A 17,540-nucleotide genomic window follows, 5' to 3' on the forward strand; every position below is an offset into this window, starting at 1 on the left:
GCCGAAGCAGGTCGGGGTATCAACGTATCTGGCGTTGACTTTTGGCACGCTGTTGAGTTCTCAAGGAACGGACGCTTCCTTTGTACTCACCCTCAGAACATTTTCTGGGGCTTTCCTCCGGGCGCTTCCCTTCGGTCTTGCGTTTCCGACTCTATCAGACTCTTTCGTGTCCGATTCCCGGTCGAAGCGGGCCTCGCAATTTCGCTTTCCAGGAATTCGCTTTCGCGTTTCCCTTTCCGGCGAGTCCGACTCTATCAGGCCTTTCCTGTCCCATTGACCAGGCCCCAGCAGGCATGCCGGTGCCGATCTCGGGTTAGGGTTTGGGCTTAATAGTCGCCGCCGACCCCCGACTCAATGTCGCGTTGGGGTCAGGCAGGAGTACGACAGTACAGGTTGCCGGGAGACGAGGCAAATCCTTTCCGGTGCACCCCTAGGTCCTCGAACCGGCAGGACTCAGGCGGAACCGGGACTTCATATGACTTACTCTGCTGAGCAGTACGCCGCCCTCCTACAGACCGCGGCGGCCCACTACTGAAGCTCCACTCTGGGAGGCACCCATGACCACTGTGACGTCCCCTCTTGCCGGACGTGCCATCGGGCTCGCTGCGGTACCCGACCCGGTCTTCTCCGGCGCGATGGTCGGTCCCGGTACCGCCATCGACCCGGTGCGCGAGCCGTCGGAGGCCGTGTCGCCGGTCGACGGAATCGTCGTCTCCCTGCACCCGCACGCGTTCGTCGTCGTGGATGGCGAGGGACACGGCGTTCTCACCCACCTCGGCATCGACACCGTCCAGCTGAACGGCGAGGGCTTCGAGCTCCTGGTGAACAAGGGTGACACCGTCACTCGCGGCCAGAGCATCGTGCGCTGGGACCCCGCCGCCGTCGAGACGGCGGGCAAGTCGCCCATCTGCCCCATCGTGGCACTGGAGGCAACCCCCGACTCGCTGTCCTCGGTCCTCGAGGACGGCGACGTGAAGGTCGGCGACGCACTTTTCGGCTGGCAGTAACGCGTTCGGCGCAGTGACAGCCGACGGGACAACCACCGCGGAGGCATGGGCCGCCGCACAATCGGAGACAGGTGAAATGGAGACAACGCTGCGGGGCGTAGGCGTGAGCCACGGTGTGGCGATCGGCGAGGTACGGCACATGGGCACGGCAGTGCTCGAACCGCCGGCCAAGCAGATCCCGGCCGAAGAGGCGGAGCGCGAGCAGGGACGGGCGCGGCAGGCCGTGGAGGCAGTGGCGGCCGACCTCGTCGCTCGCGGCAACCTGGCCGGTGGCGAGGCCCAGCACGTGCTGGAGGCCCAGGCCATGATGGCCCAGGACCCCGAGCTCATGGCCGATGTCGACCGGCGCATCGCCGTCGGCAGCACCGCTGAGCGCGGCGTGTACGACGCGTTCGCCTCGTACCGCGCGCTGCTGGCCGGTGCCGGGGAGTACCTGGCGGGCCGGGTCGCCGACCTCGACGATGTGCGCAACCGGATCGTGGCCCGGCTGCTCGGTGTGCCGATGCCGGGTGTGCCGGACAGCGACGAGCCGTACGTGCTCATCGCGCGGGACCTGGCTCCTGCCGACACGGCCCTCCTGGACCCGGCCCTGGTGCTCGGTTTCGTCACCGAGGAGGGCGGGCCTACCAGCCACAGCGCCATCCTGGCGCGGGCGCTCGGTGTGCCCGCCGTCGTGGCGCTCCCCGGCGCCGGCGAGCTGGCCGAGGGCACCGTCATCGCGGTGGACGGCAGCACCGGCGAGATCTTCGTCGAGCCGAGCGAGGAGAAGCGCTCGGAGATGGAGAGCGCCGCCGCCGCCCGGAAGGCCGCGCTGTCCAAGTCGACCGGTCCCGGTGCGACGTCCGACGGCCACAAGGTGCCGCTGCTCGCCAACGTCGGCGGTCCCGGCGATGTGCCGGCGGCCATCGAGGCGGGCGCAGAGGGCGTGGGCCTGTTCCGTACCGAATTCCTCTTCCTCGACGACAGCAAGCAGGCGCCGTCGGAGGAGAAGCAGGTCGCGGCCTACCGCGCGGTGCTTGAGGCGTTCCCCGAGGGACGTGTCGTGGTGCGGGTACTGGACGCCGGGGCGGACAAGCCGCTCGACTTCCTGACCCCGGCGGACGAGCCGAACCCCGCACTGGGTGTGCGCGGGCTGCGCAGTCTGCTGGACCACCCCGATGTGCTGCGGACCCAGCTGACCGCGCTGTCCAAGGCCGCCGAGGGACTGCCCGTCTACCTTGAGGTCATGGCGCCGATGGTCGCGGACCGTGCGGACGCCAAGGCGTTCGCCGACGCGTGCCGCGAGGCCGGGCTGAACGCGAAGTTCGGCGCGATGGTCGAGATCCCTTCGGCCGCGCTGCGGGCCCGTTCGGTGCTTCAGGAGGTGGAGTTCCTGTCGCTGGGCACCAACGACCTGGCGCAGTACACCTTCGCGGCCGACCGTCAGGTGGGTGCGGTGTCCCGGCTGCAGGACCCGTGGCAGCCCGCGCTGCTGGATCTGGTGGCGATGTCCGCCGACGCGGCCAAGGCGGAGGGCAAGAGCTGTGGGGTGTGTGGCGAGGCTGCCGCCGATCCGCTGCTCGCCTGTGTTCTGACCGGACTGGGCGTCACGTCGCTCTCGATGGGCGCAGCCTCCATTCCTTATGTGCGCACCACGTTGGCGAAGTACACGTTCGCGCAGTGCGAGCGGGCCGCGTCCGCCGCTCGTGCGGCGGACTCCGCAGAGGAGGCGCGGGTCGCCGCGCAGGCGGTGCTGTCCGGCGAGTAGGACCGCGCCGCCCGGACGATCCGGACGATGAGGGGAAGGGGCTTCCCGCCGATGGTGGCGGGGAGCCCCTTCGGCCTGTCAGTGGTGGGGATCAGGTTCGTCGGCGCCGATGTCGAATCCGGCGCAGTACTCCACGCCGGATTCCGGGGAGACCGGCTCCCCGGTGTCGGCGTCGGTGCAGTAGGCGCTGAAGACCTCGCCCGCTGTGAGCGGGGCGAGGCAGCCCCGGGTCAGCCGCCAGCCGTGCACCCGGTCCGGGGTGCCGGGTGCGGTCGTCCGCAGCACGACTCCCCCGCGGCGTTCGAGGGCGATGCCGACGGCGAGCACGGTCACGAACTCCGCTCCCTCCGCCGAGTCGAGGCGGGCCTCCGGTCCCGCCCCCTCGCACTCCGTGTGCAGCGCCGCGAGCAGCTGCTCGTCCTCCGTGGGGGTGCTGCAGACCAGGTGGTGGGTGCCGGGGCCAGCCGACTCCAGGGTGCGCAGCAGGAGATGGGACGCCCGGTCGAATGCCGCGCGGCCGATGTCCTGGCCGCAGTCGGCGCACTCCCCCAGGCCGGCCAGGAGCATCGTGGCGTACTCCCAGGTGGCCCGGCGGACCGAGCGGTCGACGAGGAGCGGGATCAGGGCGGCGAGTGGCTGTCCCGCGTAGGCGACGGTGGCTCCGATGGCCGCGATCTCCGCGGTGAAGCGGCTGCGGCTGGCCGGGGAGTCGGGTGTGATCTCCGATTCGGCGCAGAACTCGGCGTACTCCTCCGGGTCGAAGAGGGCGACCGTTGTGTGCACGCCCTGCGCGGCCAGGGCTTTGAGCAGGCCTTCCACCTGCTGGAGGTAGACGGAGTGGTCGTCGAAGGTGAAGGTGCCGTAGCGCCGCATCGCCGCGAAGTCCTGCTCATCGGTCAGGAGGCCGATGGTGCTCGGTGCTTCGCGGCGCAGCGAGCGTCGCATGGTGATGCCGGTCCGGCCGTCGGGTTTGGTCCGCCTGTTCCCGGCCTGCTGCTTCCTGGTCTGCTTGTTTCCGGCGGGCTTGTTTCCGGTCTGCGCCATGATTCCCCCAGTGCGCTGTCGATCATTGCTCACTCAGAGTAATCACGGGCACTGACAGTGGCGTCCGTCAGCGGCGCTCGCGCGCCAGCTCCGCATAGAAGTGGAGGAGTTCCGGATTGTCGATCGAGCCGGGGTTGACGGCCTTGGCCAGGGCCGTTCCCTGGAGCAGGCGTTTGACCGGAACCTCGATGCGCTTGCCGGTGAGGGTGTGCGGGATGGCGGGGACCTCGATGACCTCGTCCGGGACGTGGCGCGGCGAGAGGTTCTCGCGGATGGTGTGCTTGATCGCGGCGCGCAGCTCGTCGTCGAGAGTGGCGCCCTGCGCGAGGTGGACGAAGAGCGGCATCCAGTATCCGCCGTCCGGCTCCTCAAGGCCGATGACGAGCGATTCGCGGATCTGCGGGAGCCGTTCGACCGCTTCGTAGATGTCGGCGGAGCCCATGCGGACGCCCTGCCTGTTGAGGGTGGAGTCGGAGCGGCCGTGGATGACGACGGAGCCGCGCTCGGTGATCGTGATCCAGTCCCCGTGGCGCCAGACTCCGGGGTACACGTCGAAGTAACTGTCGTGGTAGCGGCTGCCGTCGGGGTCGTTCCAGAAGTGGATCGGCATGGACGGCATGGGCTGGGTGACGACGAGCTCTCCGACCTCGCCGATGACCGGCTTGCCCGCGGCGTCCCAGGACTGGAGGTCCGTACCGAGGCCGGGCGCCTGGAGTTCTCCGATGTGGACGGGGAGGGTGGGGACCGCACCGGCGAAGCAGCTGCAGACGTCGGTGCCGCCGCTGACGGACGCGATCCACAGGTCGTCGGCCACTTCGTCGTGGAGCCAGCGGAAGCCATCGGGCGGGAGCGGGGAGCCGGTCGTGGCGACGCACTGGACGCGGGAGAGGTCGAAGTCGCGTCCCGGGTGGATGCCGGCCTTGCGGCAGGCCATGACGTAGGCGGCGGAGGTGCCGAAGAGCGTGGCGCCCGTCTGTTCGGCCACCCGCCATTGGGCGCTGACGTCCGGGTAGCCGGGGCTTCCGTCGTACAGCACGAGGGTGGTGCCGGTGAGGAGGCCGGAGACGAGGAAGTTCCACATCATCCAGCCGGTGGAGGTGTACCAGAAGAAGCGGTCCTCCGGGCCGAGGTCGCAGTGCAGGCCGATCTGCTTGAAGTGTTCGAGCAGGATGCCGCCCTGGGACTGGACGATGGCCTTGGGGAGGCCGGTGGTGCCGGAGGAGTAGAGGACCCACAGCGGATGGTCGAAGGGGACCTGCTCGAAGACGGGTTCGGTGTCCCCGGCGGTGAGCGCGGACCATTCGAGGGCGCCGTCCGGCGCTTCGGTGCCCAGCAGCGGGATGTGGACGACGGCGCGCAGGGTGGGGAGTTCGCGGCGCAGCTCCGCGACGGTGTCGGCGCGGTGGTGTTCCTTGCCGCCGTAACGGTAGCCGTCGACGGTGAACAGGACGACGGGTTCGACCTGCTGGAAGCGGTCGAGGACGCTGCGGGCGCCGAAGTCGGGGGCGCAGGAGGTCCAGACGGCTCCGACGGCCGCGGTGGCGAGGAAGGCGACGACCGCCTCGGGGATGTTGGGGAGGTAGCCGCTGACGCGGTCGCCGGGGTTGACGCCGAGTGCGCGGAGTTCGGCGGCGAGCGAGCCGACCCGGCGGCGCAGCTCGGACCAGGAGGTCGGGGTCTGGGTGTGGGTCTCGTCGACGTGGAGCAGGGCCGGCGCCTCGGCGCGCAGGGGGTCCTCCGCGGCGCGCAGCGCGTGTTCCGCGTAGTTGAGGGTGGCGCCGGGGAACCACTGGGCGCCGGGCATGGCGCGGTCGCCGATGACGGTCTCGTACGGGGTGGAGAACCGTACGTCGAACCATTCGGCGACGGCCTGCCAGAAGGTGTCCAGCTCGTCGACCGACCAGCGGTGCAGCGCTGGGTATCCGCCGCCGGCCGGTGCTCCGTGGCGCTCGGCCGCCCAGTTCTGGAAGCGGGTGACGGCCGCGGTCGCGACGCGGTCCGGGCCGGGCTGCCAGAGGGGGGCTTCGTCGGCTGCTGAGGTCATGGGTCGGCTCCTGGGCTGTACGGGTGCGCGGGTCGGCGTGGGTCGCGCGCACGTGCTGGGGTGTGCGCGTGAGGCGGCTTTCACGGACGATGCCATGTGATCGTCCTTCGCACCAGGGCCGTCCGCCCATGATCGCGTGTCCGGATGTGTGGTCCGGGCACGCTTCGCCGCGTCGGGCCGTGCGGCGGACCGTGAGTGAACGGAAGTTGAACGGAACCCGCTGCCGTCGCGGCGGATGGCAGGGTGTGCCGCATGGACGGTCGTGACCTGGTGCGCTCGGTGAAGTCGGTGGGTTCCAAGCAGGGGCTGCGTGCGGTGCGCTCGGCGTGGCGGCGCTCGCGGCTGGACGCGCGGGCGCTGCCGTCGCGCGGGCCGGAGCGGGCGCGGGTGCCGGGGCTCGTGGTGGGGGCGGAGCCGGGGCCGGGCGGGGGCGTGGTGCGGTTCGCGCGGTCGGAGTTGCGGGTCCGGGTCGCGGTGGGGGGCGCGGTCTTCTGGGGGTGGGACGGGGCGGAGCCGCTGCCGTCGTACGCGCTGCCGGGGCCTGCTCCGGACGCCGATCCGCGGGCCGTGCTGGAGCCGGACAAGGACGGCGGGTGGCAGGTGGTGTCGGAGCGGCTGACCGTCGCGGTGTCCCGGCACGGGGCGGTGGAGCTGCGGACCCCCGGTGGTGTGGTGCTCCGTCGTGAGCTGCCGCCGAGGTGGTGGGAGCCGGTGGCGGGCGGGTCCGCGCGGTGGGTGCAGCGGTCCGAGGTCCCGGCTGACGCGCGGTTCTTCGGGCTCGGCGGGCGGGCGGCCGGTCCTCGGCTGAGGGACGGGGAGTACGGGCTGTGGAACACCGATCCGGGCGGCCGGTTCGGGCCGGGCGACGATCCGCTGTACGTGACGATGCCGGTTCAGCTGGTGGTCTCGGACGCGGGGACGCATCTGGCGTTCCACGACAACTCCTGGGCGGGCCGGGTGACGCTGCGCGAGGGGGCGGAGGGTGCCGGTTCCGGTCATGACCGGCCCGGCATGTCGGAGGTGCGGGTGGAGGGCGGGCCGCTGCGCTGCTGGGTGGTGGCGGGCACCCCGGCGCGGGTGTTGCAGGGCTGGACGGCCCTGACGGGTGCGCCGGCGCTGCCGCCGTCCTGGGCGCTGGGTCCGCAGCACGCCCGCTGGGGTTTCGGGGGTGAGCGGGAGGTGCGGCGGATCGTGGCGGGGTACCAGGAGCGCGGGCTGCCGCTGTCCGTGCTGCATCTGGACATCGACCACTACGACGGGCACCGGGTGTTCACGGTGGACCGGGAGCGGTTCCCCGATCTGCCGGGGCTGGCGCGGGAGCTGCGCGCGGACGGGGTGCGGCTGGTGTCGATCGTGGACCCGGCGGTGCCGGCCACGCCGGGTGACGCGGTGTTCGACGCCGGCCGGGCGGTGGGTGACTCGGGTGCGTTCGTGCGGGACGCCGGTGGGCGGATCGTGCGGGGTGAGGTGTGGCCGGGTGAGTGCGTGTATCCGGACTTCACCGATCCGCGGGTGCGCGAGTGGTGGGGCGGTCTGTACGCGGAGCGGCTGGCGCAGGGGTTCTCCGGTGTCTGGCACGACATGAACGAGCCGGTCTCGTTCGCGGCGTTCGGTGACCCGACGCTGCCCCGTTCGGCGCGGCACGTGCTGGAGGGGCGCGGCGGTGATCACCGTGAGGCGCACAACGTGTACGGCCTGGCGATGGCGCGTGCCGGGTACGAGGGGCTGGCCCGGCTGCGTCCGGAGGAGCGGCCGTTCCTGTTCTCGCGTTCCGGCTGGGCGGGGATGCAGCGGTACGGGGGCACCTGGTCCGGTGATGTGTCGACGGGCTGGCCGGGGTTGCGGGCCTCGCTGTCGCTGGTGCTGGGTCTGGGGCTGTGCGGGGTGCCGTACTCGGGTCCGGATGTCGGCGGTTTCGACGGATCACCGTCGCCGGAGATGTATCTGCGGTGGTTCCAGCTGGGGGCGTATCTGCCGTTGTTCCGTACGCATGCGGCGATCGGTGCGGGGCGCAGGGAGCCGTGGGAGTTCGGGCCGAGGGTGCTCGAAGCGGCGCGGGAGGTGCTGGTGGAGCGGGAGCGGCTGCGTCCGTACTGGGTGACGCTGGCGCGGCTGGCCCGGCTGACGGGTGCGCCGTATGTGCGTCCGTTGTGGTGGGGGTCGCCCGGCGACCGGGCGCTGCGGGAGTGCGAGGACGCGTTCCTGCTCGGGGACGCGCTGCTGGTGGCGCCGGTGCTGGGGCCGGGGCTCCGTGAGCGGGCGGTGCGGCTGCCGCCGGGGCGGTGGTACGACACGGTGAGCGGTGCGGTGTACGAGGGGCCGGGTCAGGTGGTGGTCGAGGCGCCGTTGTCACGGGTGCCGGTGCTGGCGCGGGCCGGGTCCGTGATTCCGGTACGGGGTGCGGACGGCGGTCTTGAGCTGGAGGTGTGGGCTCCGGTGGAGGGGCGTGGCGGTGGCGGCTTCGTGGTCCGTGATCCGGGGGACGGCTGGGAGGAGGCGGTGGTGGAGCGGTACACGAGCCGGCTGGTGGGCGGGCGGGTCGTGGTGGAGCGGGAGGGTGCGGAGGGGCTGGTGGACTGCCCGGTGCGGGTGCGGGGGCTGTGAGCGGGCTGCGGACACGCCCTGGGGCGTGTCCGCGAAGTCGCGTCGTCCGCCCGGAGGGCGGGCCCGGCGGCGTCCGGTGCGTGCTCTCGGCGTGCCGGGCGCAGGCCCTCGTACTGGACGCACTCGGGCCTTCGCCCGGTGCGGCGAGAGTGCGTGCCAGGCGTCGCCGGGCAGGCGGGACTTCGCGGACACGCCCTAGCGGTACCGGCCGGCGAACCAGGAGCGGACGGCCTCCGTATGGAGGGGGAAGGCAAGCTCTTCCGGGGTGCGCAGGATGTCGTATCCGGAGGTTTCGTCGGTGGGTGCGGACGCGGGAAGGGTGGCGGCCGGGCGCGTCGGGAGCAGGCCGAACAGGAGCAGGTGACCGTCGGGTGAGCTGAGCGCGTCGGCGAGGCGGACGTCGTCGCGGTGGGCCTCGATGCCGGTCTCCTCGCGGAGTTCGCGGACGACCGCGCCCTTCCAGTCCTCCGCGTGGTCGATGAAGCCGCCGGGGAGTGCGCGTCCGCCGAGGCGGGGTTCGATGGTGCGGGTGATGACGACCAGTCCGGTGCCGTCCGCGTCGGTGACGGGAAGCAGGGCGACCGCGACCGGGAGGGGGTTGCGGTAGGCGGTGGCGCCGCAGACCGCGCAGGTTCGGGGCCAGGCGTCCGGGGACGCGAGGGCGGTGTACGGGGCTCCGCAGCTGCCGCAGTGCGAGTCCCGCACGGGATTCACGGGCTGGTCGGGGTAGTTCGTCGTCGCGGACACGCGCGGACTGTATCCGATCTCCTGACCGGCGCGGCCGCGGTGTTGGACGATGTGCTCATGACAGGTCTTGCTTCCGCTTTCCGTGCCCTGGCAGCCACTGCCGCCACCCTGCTCGCCGTCACCGCCGCCGCCCCGGTGGCGCAGGCGAAGCCCGAGCCGAAAGCTCCCCCGGAGTTCGTCTCGCTGCGCGCGGTCGATCCCACGATCATCCAGGAGATGCGTTACCCCACCGGGCACGACTTCATGGGCGAACCGGTGGACGGCTACCGCGACCCCCTCTGCGTCCTGACCCGGCCCGCCGCCCGGGCGCTGCACCGGGCCCAGCTGCGGCTGCTGCGCCAGGGCTACTCGCTGAAGGTGTACGACTGCTACCGGCCGCAGCGGGCCGTCGACCACTTCGTACGGTGGGCGAAGGACCTGGACGACGAGACCATGAAGGGCGAGTTCTACCCTCGGGTCGACAAGACCCGGCTGTTCGCCGACGGTTACATCGCGGAGAAGTCCGGGCACAGCCGCGGCAGCACCGTGGACCTGACGCTGGTGAGGCTGCCGGCCCGGCCCACCGCGCCGTACCGGCCGGGTCAGCGACTGGTGCCCTGTTACGCGCCGCAGTCCGAGCGCTTCCCGGACAACTCGATCGACATGGGCACCGGATTCGACTGCTTCGACACGCTCTCGCACACGGACGATCCGAGGATCCAGGGAGTTCAGCGCGCCAACCGGCAGTTCCTGAAGAGGACGCTCACCGACGCCGGATTCGTCAATCTGGCCGAGGAATGGTGGCACTACACCTTTACGCCCGAGCTGTTCCCGGACACCTACTTCGACTTCCCGGTGGCCCGGCGGTCGGTCGCCGGCCACTGAGACCGCGGGGACGAGCGGGCGACTGGGACCACCCCCGTGGGTTCCAGCCGCCCGTTCTTCTTCTCGGACGCGAACGGGCCTTATCCGGTTGCCGTTCCAGCCACTACCGTGCCCCTATGTCACAACAGACGTTCGATTCGTACGAGGAATTCTGGCCCTATTACGTCGCGATGCACTCCAGGGCCGCGACCCGCTGGGTCCATCTGACCGGCACCCTGACCGGCCTCGCGATCACCGCCTACGGCCTGGCACGCGGCCGCAAGCGGTACGCGGCGGCGCTGCCGCTGATCGGGTACGGGACCGCCTGGCCCGCCCATTTCCTGATCGAGAAGAACAACCCGGCCTCCTTCGGGCATCCGGCCTGGTCGCTGCGCGGCGACGTGCAGATGATCCGGATGATGCTGGCCGGCCGGGACCGGGAGCTCGCGGAGACCGCCGCCAAGTGGCTCGCCGACGACAGCTGACCGTGGCACACTTCTGACGTTCCGTCAGATCCAGTGCTGGGGAGGGCCTTTGCCGCGCAAACGCATACCCGTGGTGGCCGGGTGGTTCACCGAGGACGGCGCAGAGGAGGAATTCCGGCTGCTGGGCACCCGCTGCCCGCTCTGCGCGTCGGTCTTCTTCCCCCGCCAGGACGGCTTCTGCCGCAATCCGGGCTGTACGGGCGGCGAGCCGGTCGAGGTCCCGCTGTCCAGGCGCGGCACGGTCTGGTCGTACACCGACGGCCGCTACCGGCCCCCGCCGCCGTACCTGTCCGACCCGGATGTGCCCTGGGAGCCGTACACGCTGGTGGCCGTGGAGCTCGCCGCCGAGCGGATGGTGGTGCTCGGGCAGGCCGCGCCGGGGGTCGGTGTAGCGGATCTCGCGGTCGGGATGACGGTCGAGGTCGTGCCGGGGGTGCTGGGCGCGGACTCCGGCGCCGGCGGGAACGAGGACGGCACGGTGTGGACGACCTGGCACTGGCGGCCGGTGGACACCGGCTCCGGGGACGGTGCGCGATGAGCGGGGACGTGGCCGTCCTCGGGGCCGGGATGCATCCCTGGGGCAAGTGGGGGCGAAGCTTCGTCGAATACGGCAGGGTGGCCGCCCGGGAGGCTCTCGCGGACGCGGGTGTCGACTGGCAGGACGTACGGTCCGTGGTCGGCGCGGACACCGTGCGCGGCGGCTATCCGGGGTACGTGGCCGGGGCGACGTTCGCGCAGGCGCTGGGCTGGCAGGGCGCCCGGGTCACCAGCGTGTACGCGGCCTGCGCGTCCGGCGCCCAGGCGGTGAACACCGCCAGGGCGCAGATCCTGGCCGGGATGGCCGATGTGGTGCTGGTGGTGGGGGCTGACGCGGCGCCCAAGGGGTTCTTCGCCCCGGCGGGCGGCGAGCGGCCGGACGATCCCGACTGGCTGCGGTTCCGGGTGCTCGGGGCCACGAACCCCGCGTACTTCGCCCTGTACGCCCGGCGCCGGATGGCGGTGCACGGAGACACCCCGGAGGACTTCGCGCTGGTCAAGGTGAAGAACGCGGCGGCCGGCGCGCTGAACCGTAACGCCCGGTACCGGGCGCCCGTGACCGCCGAGCAGGTCGCGGCGTCCGGGGTGGTCGCCGATCCGCTGCGGCTGCTGGACATCTGCGCCACCTCCGACGGGGCGGCGGCGCTCGTCCTGTCCAGCATGGAGTTCGCCCGGCGGCACGGGGCCGCGGACCCGGTCCGTATCCGTGCCGTCTCGACGGTGACGCCGACGTATCCCAGGGCGGTGCTCGATCTGCCGGACATCGCCACGGATTCGGCGGTCGCCGTGGAGCCCGCCGCGGAGGGGTTCCGGGCCTCGATCGCACGTGCGGCGTACGAGGAGGCCGGGATCGGGCCCGGTGATCTCTCCCTGGCCGAGGTGTACGACCTGTCCACGGCGCTGGAGCTGGAGTGGTACGAGGACATCGGGCTGTGCCCGCCGGGTGAGGGCGCGGCGCTCCTGCGTACGGGGGCGACGGCGCTCGGCGGGCGGGTCCCGGTGAACCCGAGCGGCGGTCTGGCGTCCTTCGGGGAGGCCGTGCCCGCGCAGGCGATCGCCCAGGTCTGCGAGCTGACCTGGCAGTTGCGCGGCACGGCGGGAGACCGACAGGTTGCGGGGGCGCGGGCCGGGATCACCGCGAACCAGGGGCTGTTCGGCCACGGCTCCGCGGTCGTCGCGGTCCGCTGACGGGGCCAACAGCGGCACGCGCCCCCTGCCGGCGGGGGTGCGTGCCGCTGTCGGCGGGAGTGGTCCGTTACGTCGTGGCCGGTTCGCGGAGTGCGTCGGCACGGGCCAGCGCGTGTTCGACGACGGCCACCAGCACGTCCCGGACGGACGAGCGGTCCCGCGCGTCGCACTGGAGCAGCGGTACCTCCGGATCCAGGTCGAGCGCAGCCCGTACCGTCTCGGCGGGGAACCGGTCCGCTCCCTCGAAGCAGTTGACGGCGACGGCGAACGGGATCTCCCGGCGCTCGAAGTAGTCGACCGCCGCGAAGGAGTCCTCCAGGCGCCGGGTGTCCGCGAGGACGACCGCGCCGAGCGCGCCCTGGGCGAGTTCGTCCCAGAGGAACCAGAACCGGTCCTGTCCCGGGGTGCCGAAGAGGTACAGCACCAGGTCCTCGCGGAGCGTGATCCGCCCGAAATCCATCGCCACCGTCGTGGTGGTCTTCGCCTCGACCCCCGCCAGGTCGTCCACCGGGCGTCCCGCCTCGGTCAGCCTCTCCTCCGTACGCAGCGGCCTGATCTCACTGACCGCTCCCACCATGGTCGTCTTGCCCACTCCGAAGCCGCCCGCCACCAGGATTTTCAGGGTAACGGGCTCCACGGGCCGCCTGCTGCGGCTAGAGCGCCCGAAGGCCATTGATCACCTCGCGAAGAATGTTCACGTCCGGCAGCTCGGCCGGCGGAACGGGACGGGTCACATGCACCAGCTCGTCCTCGACGAGATCACCGACCAGGACCCGGACCACCCCGACAGGGAGGTCCAGACCGGCCGCGAGCTCGGCGATCGACTGGGGCATGCCGCTGCACAGTTCGACGATCTCCACGTGTTCCGGGGAGAGCATCTGGTCCCGGCCGGGATCGTCGGCGGCGGGTTCGGGGACGACGATCGCGATCAGGTCGAGACGGTGACGGGACGCACTGCTGGTACGTCCCCGCGTCATCGCGTACGGACGGACGACCGGCCCCGCCTCGGCGTCGTACCAGCGCGAGGACTGCGGACCGCCGGGGGCGGCCGGGGACCGGGAGGAGTCCGCGTTCATGCCATCCACTCACCCTCCAGAGGTCGGACCGGTCGTACGTGGGGAGTTGGCCAGGTGGGCGCCGACGCGCTTGACCATCAGCGTCATCTCGTACGCCACCTGCCCGACGTCCGAGTCGGAGTCGGCGAGCACGGCCAGACAGCTGCCGTCGCCGGCCGCCGTGACGAAGAGGAACGCCTCGTCGAGCTCGACGACGGTCTGGCGGACCCTGCCCGCGTCGAAGTGCCGCCCGACCCCCTTGGCGAGGCTGTGGAACCCGGAGGCCACGGCCGCCAGGTGCTCGCCGTCCTCCCTGGTCAGGTCCTTGGACGCGCCGGTGGGGAGTCCGTCGCTGGAGAGCACCAGCGCCTTGCGGATGCTGGCGACCCGTTCGACGAGTTCGTCGAGGAGCCAGTTGAGTTCCCCGGACCCCTGGGGTGCTGAGTTGAGTGCTGCGGCGTTCGGTGCGGTCATGGACCGTCCCCTCCCGGAGTGGTTCCTTGTGCTGTGTCGCCGGGGCCGGTCACGTCCTCGGCGTTCTGCCGGCGTCCGCGCTGCCAGCCGCGCTGGAGCGACGCCATGCGGCTGCGTACCTCGTCCGCGTCGCGCTCGATGTCCTCCACGCTCTCCACCGGGTCCGGCTCCGCCGTGCTTCCCGTGGATCCCTCGCGGAGCTGCGGGGCGAGACTGGCCTGGCGGACCCTGCGGGGCAGCCCGCCGATCGTCCCGGCGCCGGGCGCGGCGGTCCGGGCGGGTGACGGTGAGCGGGGCGCCGGCACCGGCGGCACGGCCGCAGGACGCGTGGCGGGCTCGGCGCGGGGGCGGAAGCCGTTGTTCAGCCGGGTCTCCGCGGACCGGACGGGTCCGGATGCCGGGCGCGCGGTGGCCTGTCCTGACGCCGGGCGCGCGGCGGCCTCCGGGTCGGTGGCCGTGGGGTGGGCCCGGCCCGCCTCGTCGATCCGGCGGCCCCGGTCGGTGACCAGGGTCGGCGGTTTGCGGCGGGGAAGCGGCCTGACGCCGTCCGGGCGCAGTTCCCGTACCCCGTCGGGGTCCGCGATCTGGTCGGCGGCCTGCTGGTGCTGGTCGCGGTCGCCTTCGCGCCGGAGCTCACGGGCCCGGAAGATGCCGCCGCGCTCGCTCTCGGTGTCCTCCAGGTCGGACACCCCGTCGAGCAGCGGGTCGAGTCCGGGTCCGGCGACTGCTTCGAGCACCGGGTCGCGGCTGAAGTCGATCGGGCCGAGCGGGCCTTCGAGCTCGACCGGTCCGTCCAGCGGTGCCCGGTCCGACAGTCCGGTGGGCACCGGTGCGAGGCCGCCGGTCCTGCCGCCTCTGGAGCGGTCGCCGTCGGGGCGGTCGAACGCGTCGCCGTTCTCGCCGGTGCCCGGGCCACGTCCGGTAGCGCCGACTGCCGCGTCGCCGCCCGGCCTGCTGCTGGCGATGGCCTTCTCCGACCTGCGGTCGAGGCGGAATCCGGTGCCGTGCGCCTCCGGTGCGTCGGTGAGCAGCGCGGCCGGGATGAAGACGACCGCGGTGGTACCGCCGTAGGGGGAGGTCTGGAGCGAGACGCGGACGTTCTGCCGCTGGGCCAGCCGGCTGACCACGAAGAGGCCGAGCCGGTCGGTGTCGGACAGCTCGAACTCCGGTGTCTCCGCGAGCCTGAGGTTGGCGTCCAGGAGGAGTTCAGGGGGCATGCCGAGCCCCCGGTCGTGGATTTCGAGGGTGAAGCCGTTGGCGACGCGCTCACCGTGCACCTGGACCGCCGTGTGCGGGGGCGAGAACACCGTGGCGTTCTCCAGGAGTTCGGCGATCAGGTGGGTGAGGTCGGCGACGGCCGGTCCGCCCACTCCGATCCTCGGCAGCCTGCGGACCTCGATCCGTTCGTAGTCCTCCACCTCCGCGACCGCGGCGCGCACCACGTCCATCAGCTGGATGGGCTTGCGCCACTGCCGCGAGGGTGCGGCTCCGGAGAGGATCACCAGGCCCTCGGCGTGGCGCCGCATGCGCGTGGTGAGGTGGTCGAGGCGGAACAGGTCCGCGAGTTCCTCGGTGTTCTCGGTGCGGCGCTCCATCGTGTCCAGGAGCGTCAGCTGACGGTGCAGCAGCACCTGGTTGCGGCGGGCGAGGTTGACGAACACCTCGGACACGCCGCGGCGCATGTCCGCCTGCCGGACGGCGGCCTCGACGGCGGCCCGCTGCAGGATGTTGAGGGCCTGTCCGACCTGGCCGATCTCGTCACGTTCGTAGTTGAGGTGCGGGGACTCGGTCTCGACGTCGATGTGCTCGCCCGCGGCGAGACGGCGCATCACACTGGGCAGCCGCACTCCGGAGACCTCGTGGGCGTCCTTGCGCAGCCGGGAGAGGTCGCGGACGAGTTCGCGGCCGATGCGCACGGAGACGAAGACCGAGACGAGCAGGGCCAGGAATCCCAGGACGCCCGCGATGCCCGCCTTGATCAGGACGCCGTAGCCTTCCGGCCTGCCCCGGTCCTGGAAGCGGTTGTTCATCTCGGTCGAGTCGTTGGCCAGCCGGTCCAGGACCGGCGGGGCGACCTCCTGCCAGCGGGCGGCGTCCACCTCACGGGGATCGTGGGTGGGCCCCTGGGCGATGAGCTTGTCCTCCGCGGAGCGCAGGGGCTCGCTGTCCGGGCTCGCCCAGTACTGCTCGACGCGGCGGCGCTCGGAGGCGGGGAGCGCGTCGAGGTTGACCTCGTACAGCAGGCCGCGCTTGGCGATGAGGTCGGATATCTGACGGAGTTCGGGGGCCGTCAGCCGTCCGGCGAGGAGACCGGAGGCCGCGAGCGCGTCCTCCTGGGAGAGCATTTCCCGGGCCCGGGAGATTCCGGCCAGGGCGCGTACCTGCTTGTCCATCGACACGTTCTCCATGACGTGGAGGCCGGTCAGGAAGCGGTAGCAGGGGTCGATGAGGCCGTTGTAGTACTCCATCGCCTTGGCCCGGCTGATGGTGCGTCTGTCAACGGAGTCACGGAGCGAGCGCAGTCCCTCGACGGCGCCCAGGATCGAGCTGAGCTGGGTCTCGGCGTCGGGGCGCAGCGCGTCGCGGATGTCCTTCTGCCGCGCGCTGCTGTTGACCTGGTCCACGACCCGGTCGGTGGCGGCGCGCTGGCGGCGCAGGACCGGCAGGGCGTCGGAGGCGCGCGGGTCCGCGAGGTAGAGGAGGGTCTGCCGGCGCTCGTTCTGGACGGCCCGGACGGTGTCCTCCAGGGGGTGGCCGATCTTCTCCACCACTGTGCTCGCGCTCATCAGCTGGCCGGCCTCGCGACCGGTCAGATAGGTGGCGAATCCCCATAGCGCGGTGAGGGAGACGAGCGGCACCAGCAGCAAGGCCACGATCTTCCTGCGGATGGACTTCCCGCGAAAGCGCATGGCCTCCCCCAGCTCGTCCCCGCAGGGCGGTGATGGTGTTCCGTCAACAAACGGCGCGAGCCTACTACCGACGCCCGGACAACTCGAAGGCGTGTCCGGGCGATTTTCGGCCGCCTTACTGGGAGTTGACCATGAGTTGTCCCGGTATTCCAGGAGATGGAATTCGTGAAAGCGACAGAAGAGACCAGCCAGAGCCCCACATTCCTCCCCCTGCCAGTTGGCTGGAATTTTTCGTTCCGTGACGGTTCGGGGGAATCTTCACAGCCGGGTACTCGTCTGTCTGTACGGGGGTAGGGGGACCGCAGGGGCGTATTCGGCAGGTGAGGGCGGTCCTTCCGCGTAGAAACCACCCATGCCGGGCAGCAACCCTGAAGTCGGACAGTGGTGGGGAGTTGAAGGTCCTTGGACACGCAAGAGCGTCGTGGCGTGACGGAGTCGGCGCGGGGCCGGCCGGTGATTCCGCGGCAGCAACAGCTCTGGGTCGAGGAGCCGGCGCCGCGGCGGCGGATGCCCGACCCGGTGCGCACGGCGGCCGTACGGGCCGTTCTGATTCTGTCGCTGACGATCATCCAGGCGATGGTGGCCTTCCTGTCCACGCTGACAGGGTCCTGGCTGGCCTTCCCGATGGTGCTGAGCAGCGTGGCCAGCACGGTGGCCGCCACCTGGTCGGTGCTGGACGTGTGGGTCACCCGCCAGGTGTGGAATCAGCGCAACGGCGTGGTCTCGATGCCGAGCAGTTCCGCCCGGCAGCTGCGCCGCGAGCGGCGCAGGGCGAGGCGGGCCGCCCGGACCGGGCAGCGGGACGGTGCACGGATAGGCCACCCCTCCCAGGACCGCGGCCTCTCCCGGGCCTGAC

At 71.7% G+C, this 17,540-nt stretch carries 16 protein-coding genes; 9 read left to right on the plus strand and 7 right to left on the minus strand.

Translation table 11 applies throughout. From position 1 onward, the window contains the following. The 3 genes from ACFVQ0_RS24600 to ptsP all read left to right on the plus strand — a co-directional run. On the plus strand, nucleotides 1-277 hold a 277-nt coding region (locus ACFVQ0_RS24600), incomplete at its 5' end, for a hypothetical protein (RefSeq protein WP_390091370.1). A gap of 280 nt (nucleotides 278-557) precedes the next feature. Beyond that, nucleotides 558-1,007, plus strand: coding sequence for a PTS glucose transporter subunit IIA (locus tag ACFVQ0_RS24605; protein ID WP_390091371.1), 450 nt, complete (start codon nucleotides 558-560; stop codon nucleotides 1,005-1,007). A 76-nt stretch (nucleotides 1,008-1,083) separates the two neighbouring features. Then, complete coding sequence (ptsP, locus tag ACFVQ0_RS24610; protein WP_390091372.1) at nucleotides 1,084-2,754, plus strand: phosphoenolpyruvate--protein phosphotransferase; 1,671 nt, start codon at nucleotides 1,084-1,086, stop codon at nucleotides 2,752-2,754. Nucleotides 2,755-2,832: 78 nt separating this feature from the next. On the opposite strand, the gene ACFVQ0_RS24615 is transcribed toward ptsP, so the two are convergent. Together ACFVQ0_RS24615 and ACFVQ0_RS24620 are read right to left on the minus strand one after the other, a co-directional pair. Then, nucleotides 2,833-3,798: a hypothetical protein gene (locus ACFVQ0_RS24615; RefSeq protein ID WP_390091373.1), complete on the minus strand. Its 966-nt coding sequence runs from the start codon at nucleotides 3,796-3,798 to the stop codon at nucleotides 2,833-2,835. Nucleotides 3,799-3,865: 67 nt separating this feature from the next. Continuing rightward, the gene (locus ACFVQ0_RS24620; protein ID WP_390091374.1) at nucleotides 3,866-5,842 is read right to left on the minus strand and encodes an acetoacetate--CoA ligase; all 1,977 of its coding nucleotides are present in this window, start codon (nucleotides 5,840-5,842) and stop codon (nucleotides 3,866-3,868) included. A 252-nt stretch (nucleotides 5,843-6,094) separates the two neighbouring features. Here ACFVQ0_RS24620 and ACFVQ0_RS24625 point away from each other — a divergent pair, with 252 nt between their 5' ends. After that, complete coding sequence (locus ACFVQ0_RS24625) at nucleotides 6,095-8,446, plus strand: glycoside hydrolase family 31 protein (protein WP_390091375.1); 2,352 nt, start codon at nucleotides 6,095-6,097, stop codon at nucleotides 8,444-8,446. A 195-nt stretch (nucleotides 8,447-8,641) separates the two neighbouring features. Here ACFVQ0_RS24625 and ACFVQ0_RS24630 read toward each other — a convergent pair whose 3' ends face one another. After that, nucleotides 8,642-9,193 carry an NUDIX domain-containing protein gene (locus ACFVQ0_RS24630; RefSeq protein ID WP_390091376.1) on the minus strand — a complete coding sequence of 184 codons (552 nt, stop codon included), beginning with the start codon at nucleotides 9,191-9,193 and terminating at the stop codon, nucleotides 8,642-8,644. Between the two features lie 57 nt (nucleotides 9,194-9,250). Between ACFVQ0_RS24630 and ACFVQ0_RS24635 the strand changes: the two genes are divergently transcribed. The 4 genes from ACFVQ0_RS24635 (at nucleotide 9,251) to ACFVQ0_RS24650 (ending at nucleotide 12,246) form a co-directional block, all read left to right on the plus strand. Next, complete coding sequence (locus tag ACFVQ0_RS24635; protein WP_390091377.1) at nucleotides 9,251-10,057, plus strand: M15 family metallopeptidase; 807 nt, start codon at nucleotides 9,251-9,253, stop codon at nucleotides 10,055-10,057. Nucleotides 10,058-10,173: 116 nt separating this feature from the next. After that, nucleotides 10,174-10,521, plus strand: coding sequence for an Mpo1-like protein (locus ACFVQ0_RS24640; protein ID WP_390091378.1), 348 nt, complete (start codon nucleotides 10,174-10,176; stop codon nucleotides 10,519-10,521). A gap of 49 nt (nucleotides 10,522-10,570) precedes the next feature. After that, nucleotides 10,571-11,059 carry a Zn-ribbon domain-containing OB-fold protein gene (locus ACFVQ0_RS24645; protein ID WP_390091379.1) on the plus strand — a complete coding sequence of 163 codons (489 nt, stop codon included), beginning with the start codon at nucleotides 10,571-10,573 and terminating at the stop codon, nucleotides 11,057-11,059. After that, a complete protein-coding gene (locus ACFVQ0_RS24650) occupies nucleotides 11,056-12,246 on the plus strand; it encodes a lipid-transfer protein (RefSeq protein ID WP_390091380.1) in 1,191 nt (396 codons plus the stop codon). The genes ACFVQ0_RS24645 and ACFVQ0_RS24650 overlap by 4 nt, the downstream gene beginning before the upstream one ends. Nucleotides 12,247-12,313: 67 nt before the next feature. Here ACFVQ0_RS24650 and ACFVQ0_RS24655 read toward each other — a convergent pair whose 3' ends face one another. From ACFVQ0_RS24655 to ACFVQ0_RS24670, 4 genes are read right to left on the minus strand one after another with little or no spacing between them, the layout of a single operon-like run. Continuing rightward, nucleotides 12,314-12,919 carry an ATP/GTP-binding protein gene (locus ACFVQ0_RS24655; protein ID WP_390091381.1) on the minus strand — a complete coding sequence of 202 codons (606 nt, stop codon included), beginning with the start codon at nucleotides 12,917-12,919 and terminating at the stop codon, nucleotides 12,314-12,316. Further along, the gene (locus tag ACFVQ0_RS24660) at nucleotides 12,900-13,322 is read right to left on the minus strand and encodes a DUF742 domain-containing protein (RefSeq protein WP_390091382.1); all 423 of its coding nucleotides are present in this window, start codon (nucleotides 13,320-13,322) and stop codon (nucleotides 12,900-12,902) included. The genes ACFVQ0_RS24655 and ACFVQ0_RS24660 overlap by 20 nt, the downstream gene beginning before the upstream one ends. A gap of 9 nt (nucleotides 13,323-13,331) precedes the next feature. After that, nucleotides 13,332-13,775: a roadblock/LC7 domain-containing protein gene (locus tag ACFVQ0_RS24665; RefSeq protein WP_390091383.1), complete on the minus strand. Its 444-nt coding sequence runs from the start codon at nucleotides 13,773-13,775 to the stop codon at nucleotides 13,332-13,334. After that, nucleotides 13,772-16,684, minus strand: coding sequence for a nitrate- and nitrite sensing domain-containing protein (locus tag ACFVQ0_RS24670; RefSeq protein WP_390091384.1), 2,913 nt, complete (start codon nucleotides 16,682-16,684; stop codon nucleotides 13,772-13,774). Before ACFVQ0_RS24670 ends, ACFVQ0_RS24665 begins: the two co-directional genes overlap by 4 nt. Before the next feature lie 507 nt (nucleotides 16,685-17,191). Here ACFVQ0_RS24670 and ACFVQ0_RS24675 point away from each other — a divergent pair. Beyond that, nucleotides 17,192-17,539 carry a hypothetical protein gene (locus ACFVQ0_RS24675; RefSeq protein WP_390091636.1) on the plus strand — a complete coding sequence of 116 codons (348 nt, stop codon included), beginning with the start codon at nucleotides 17,192-17,194 and terminating at the stop codon, nucleotides 17,537-17,539. Nucleotide 17,540: the final 1 nt, after the last annotated feature.

The sequence above is a fragment of the Streptomyces sp. NPDC057900 genome (assembly GCF_042887885.1).
Taxonomy (GTDB): Bacteria; Actinomycetota; Actinomycetes; order Streptomycetales; family Streptomycetaceae; genus Streptomyces.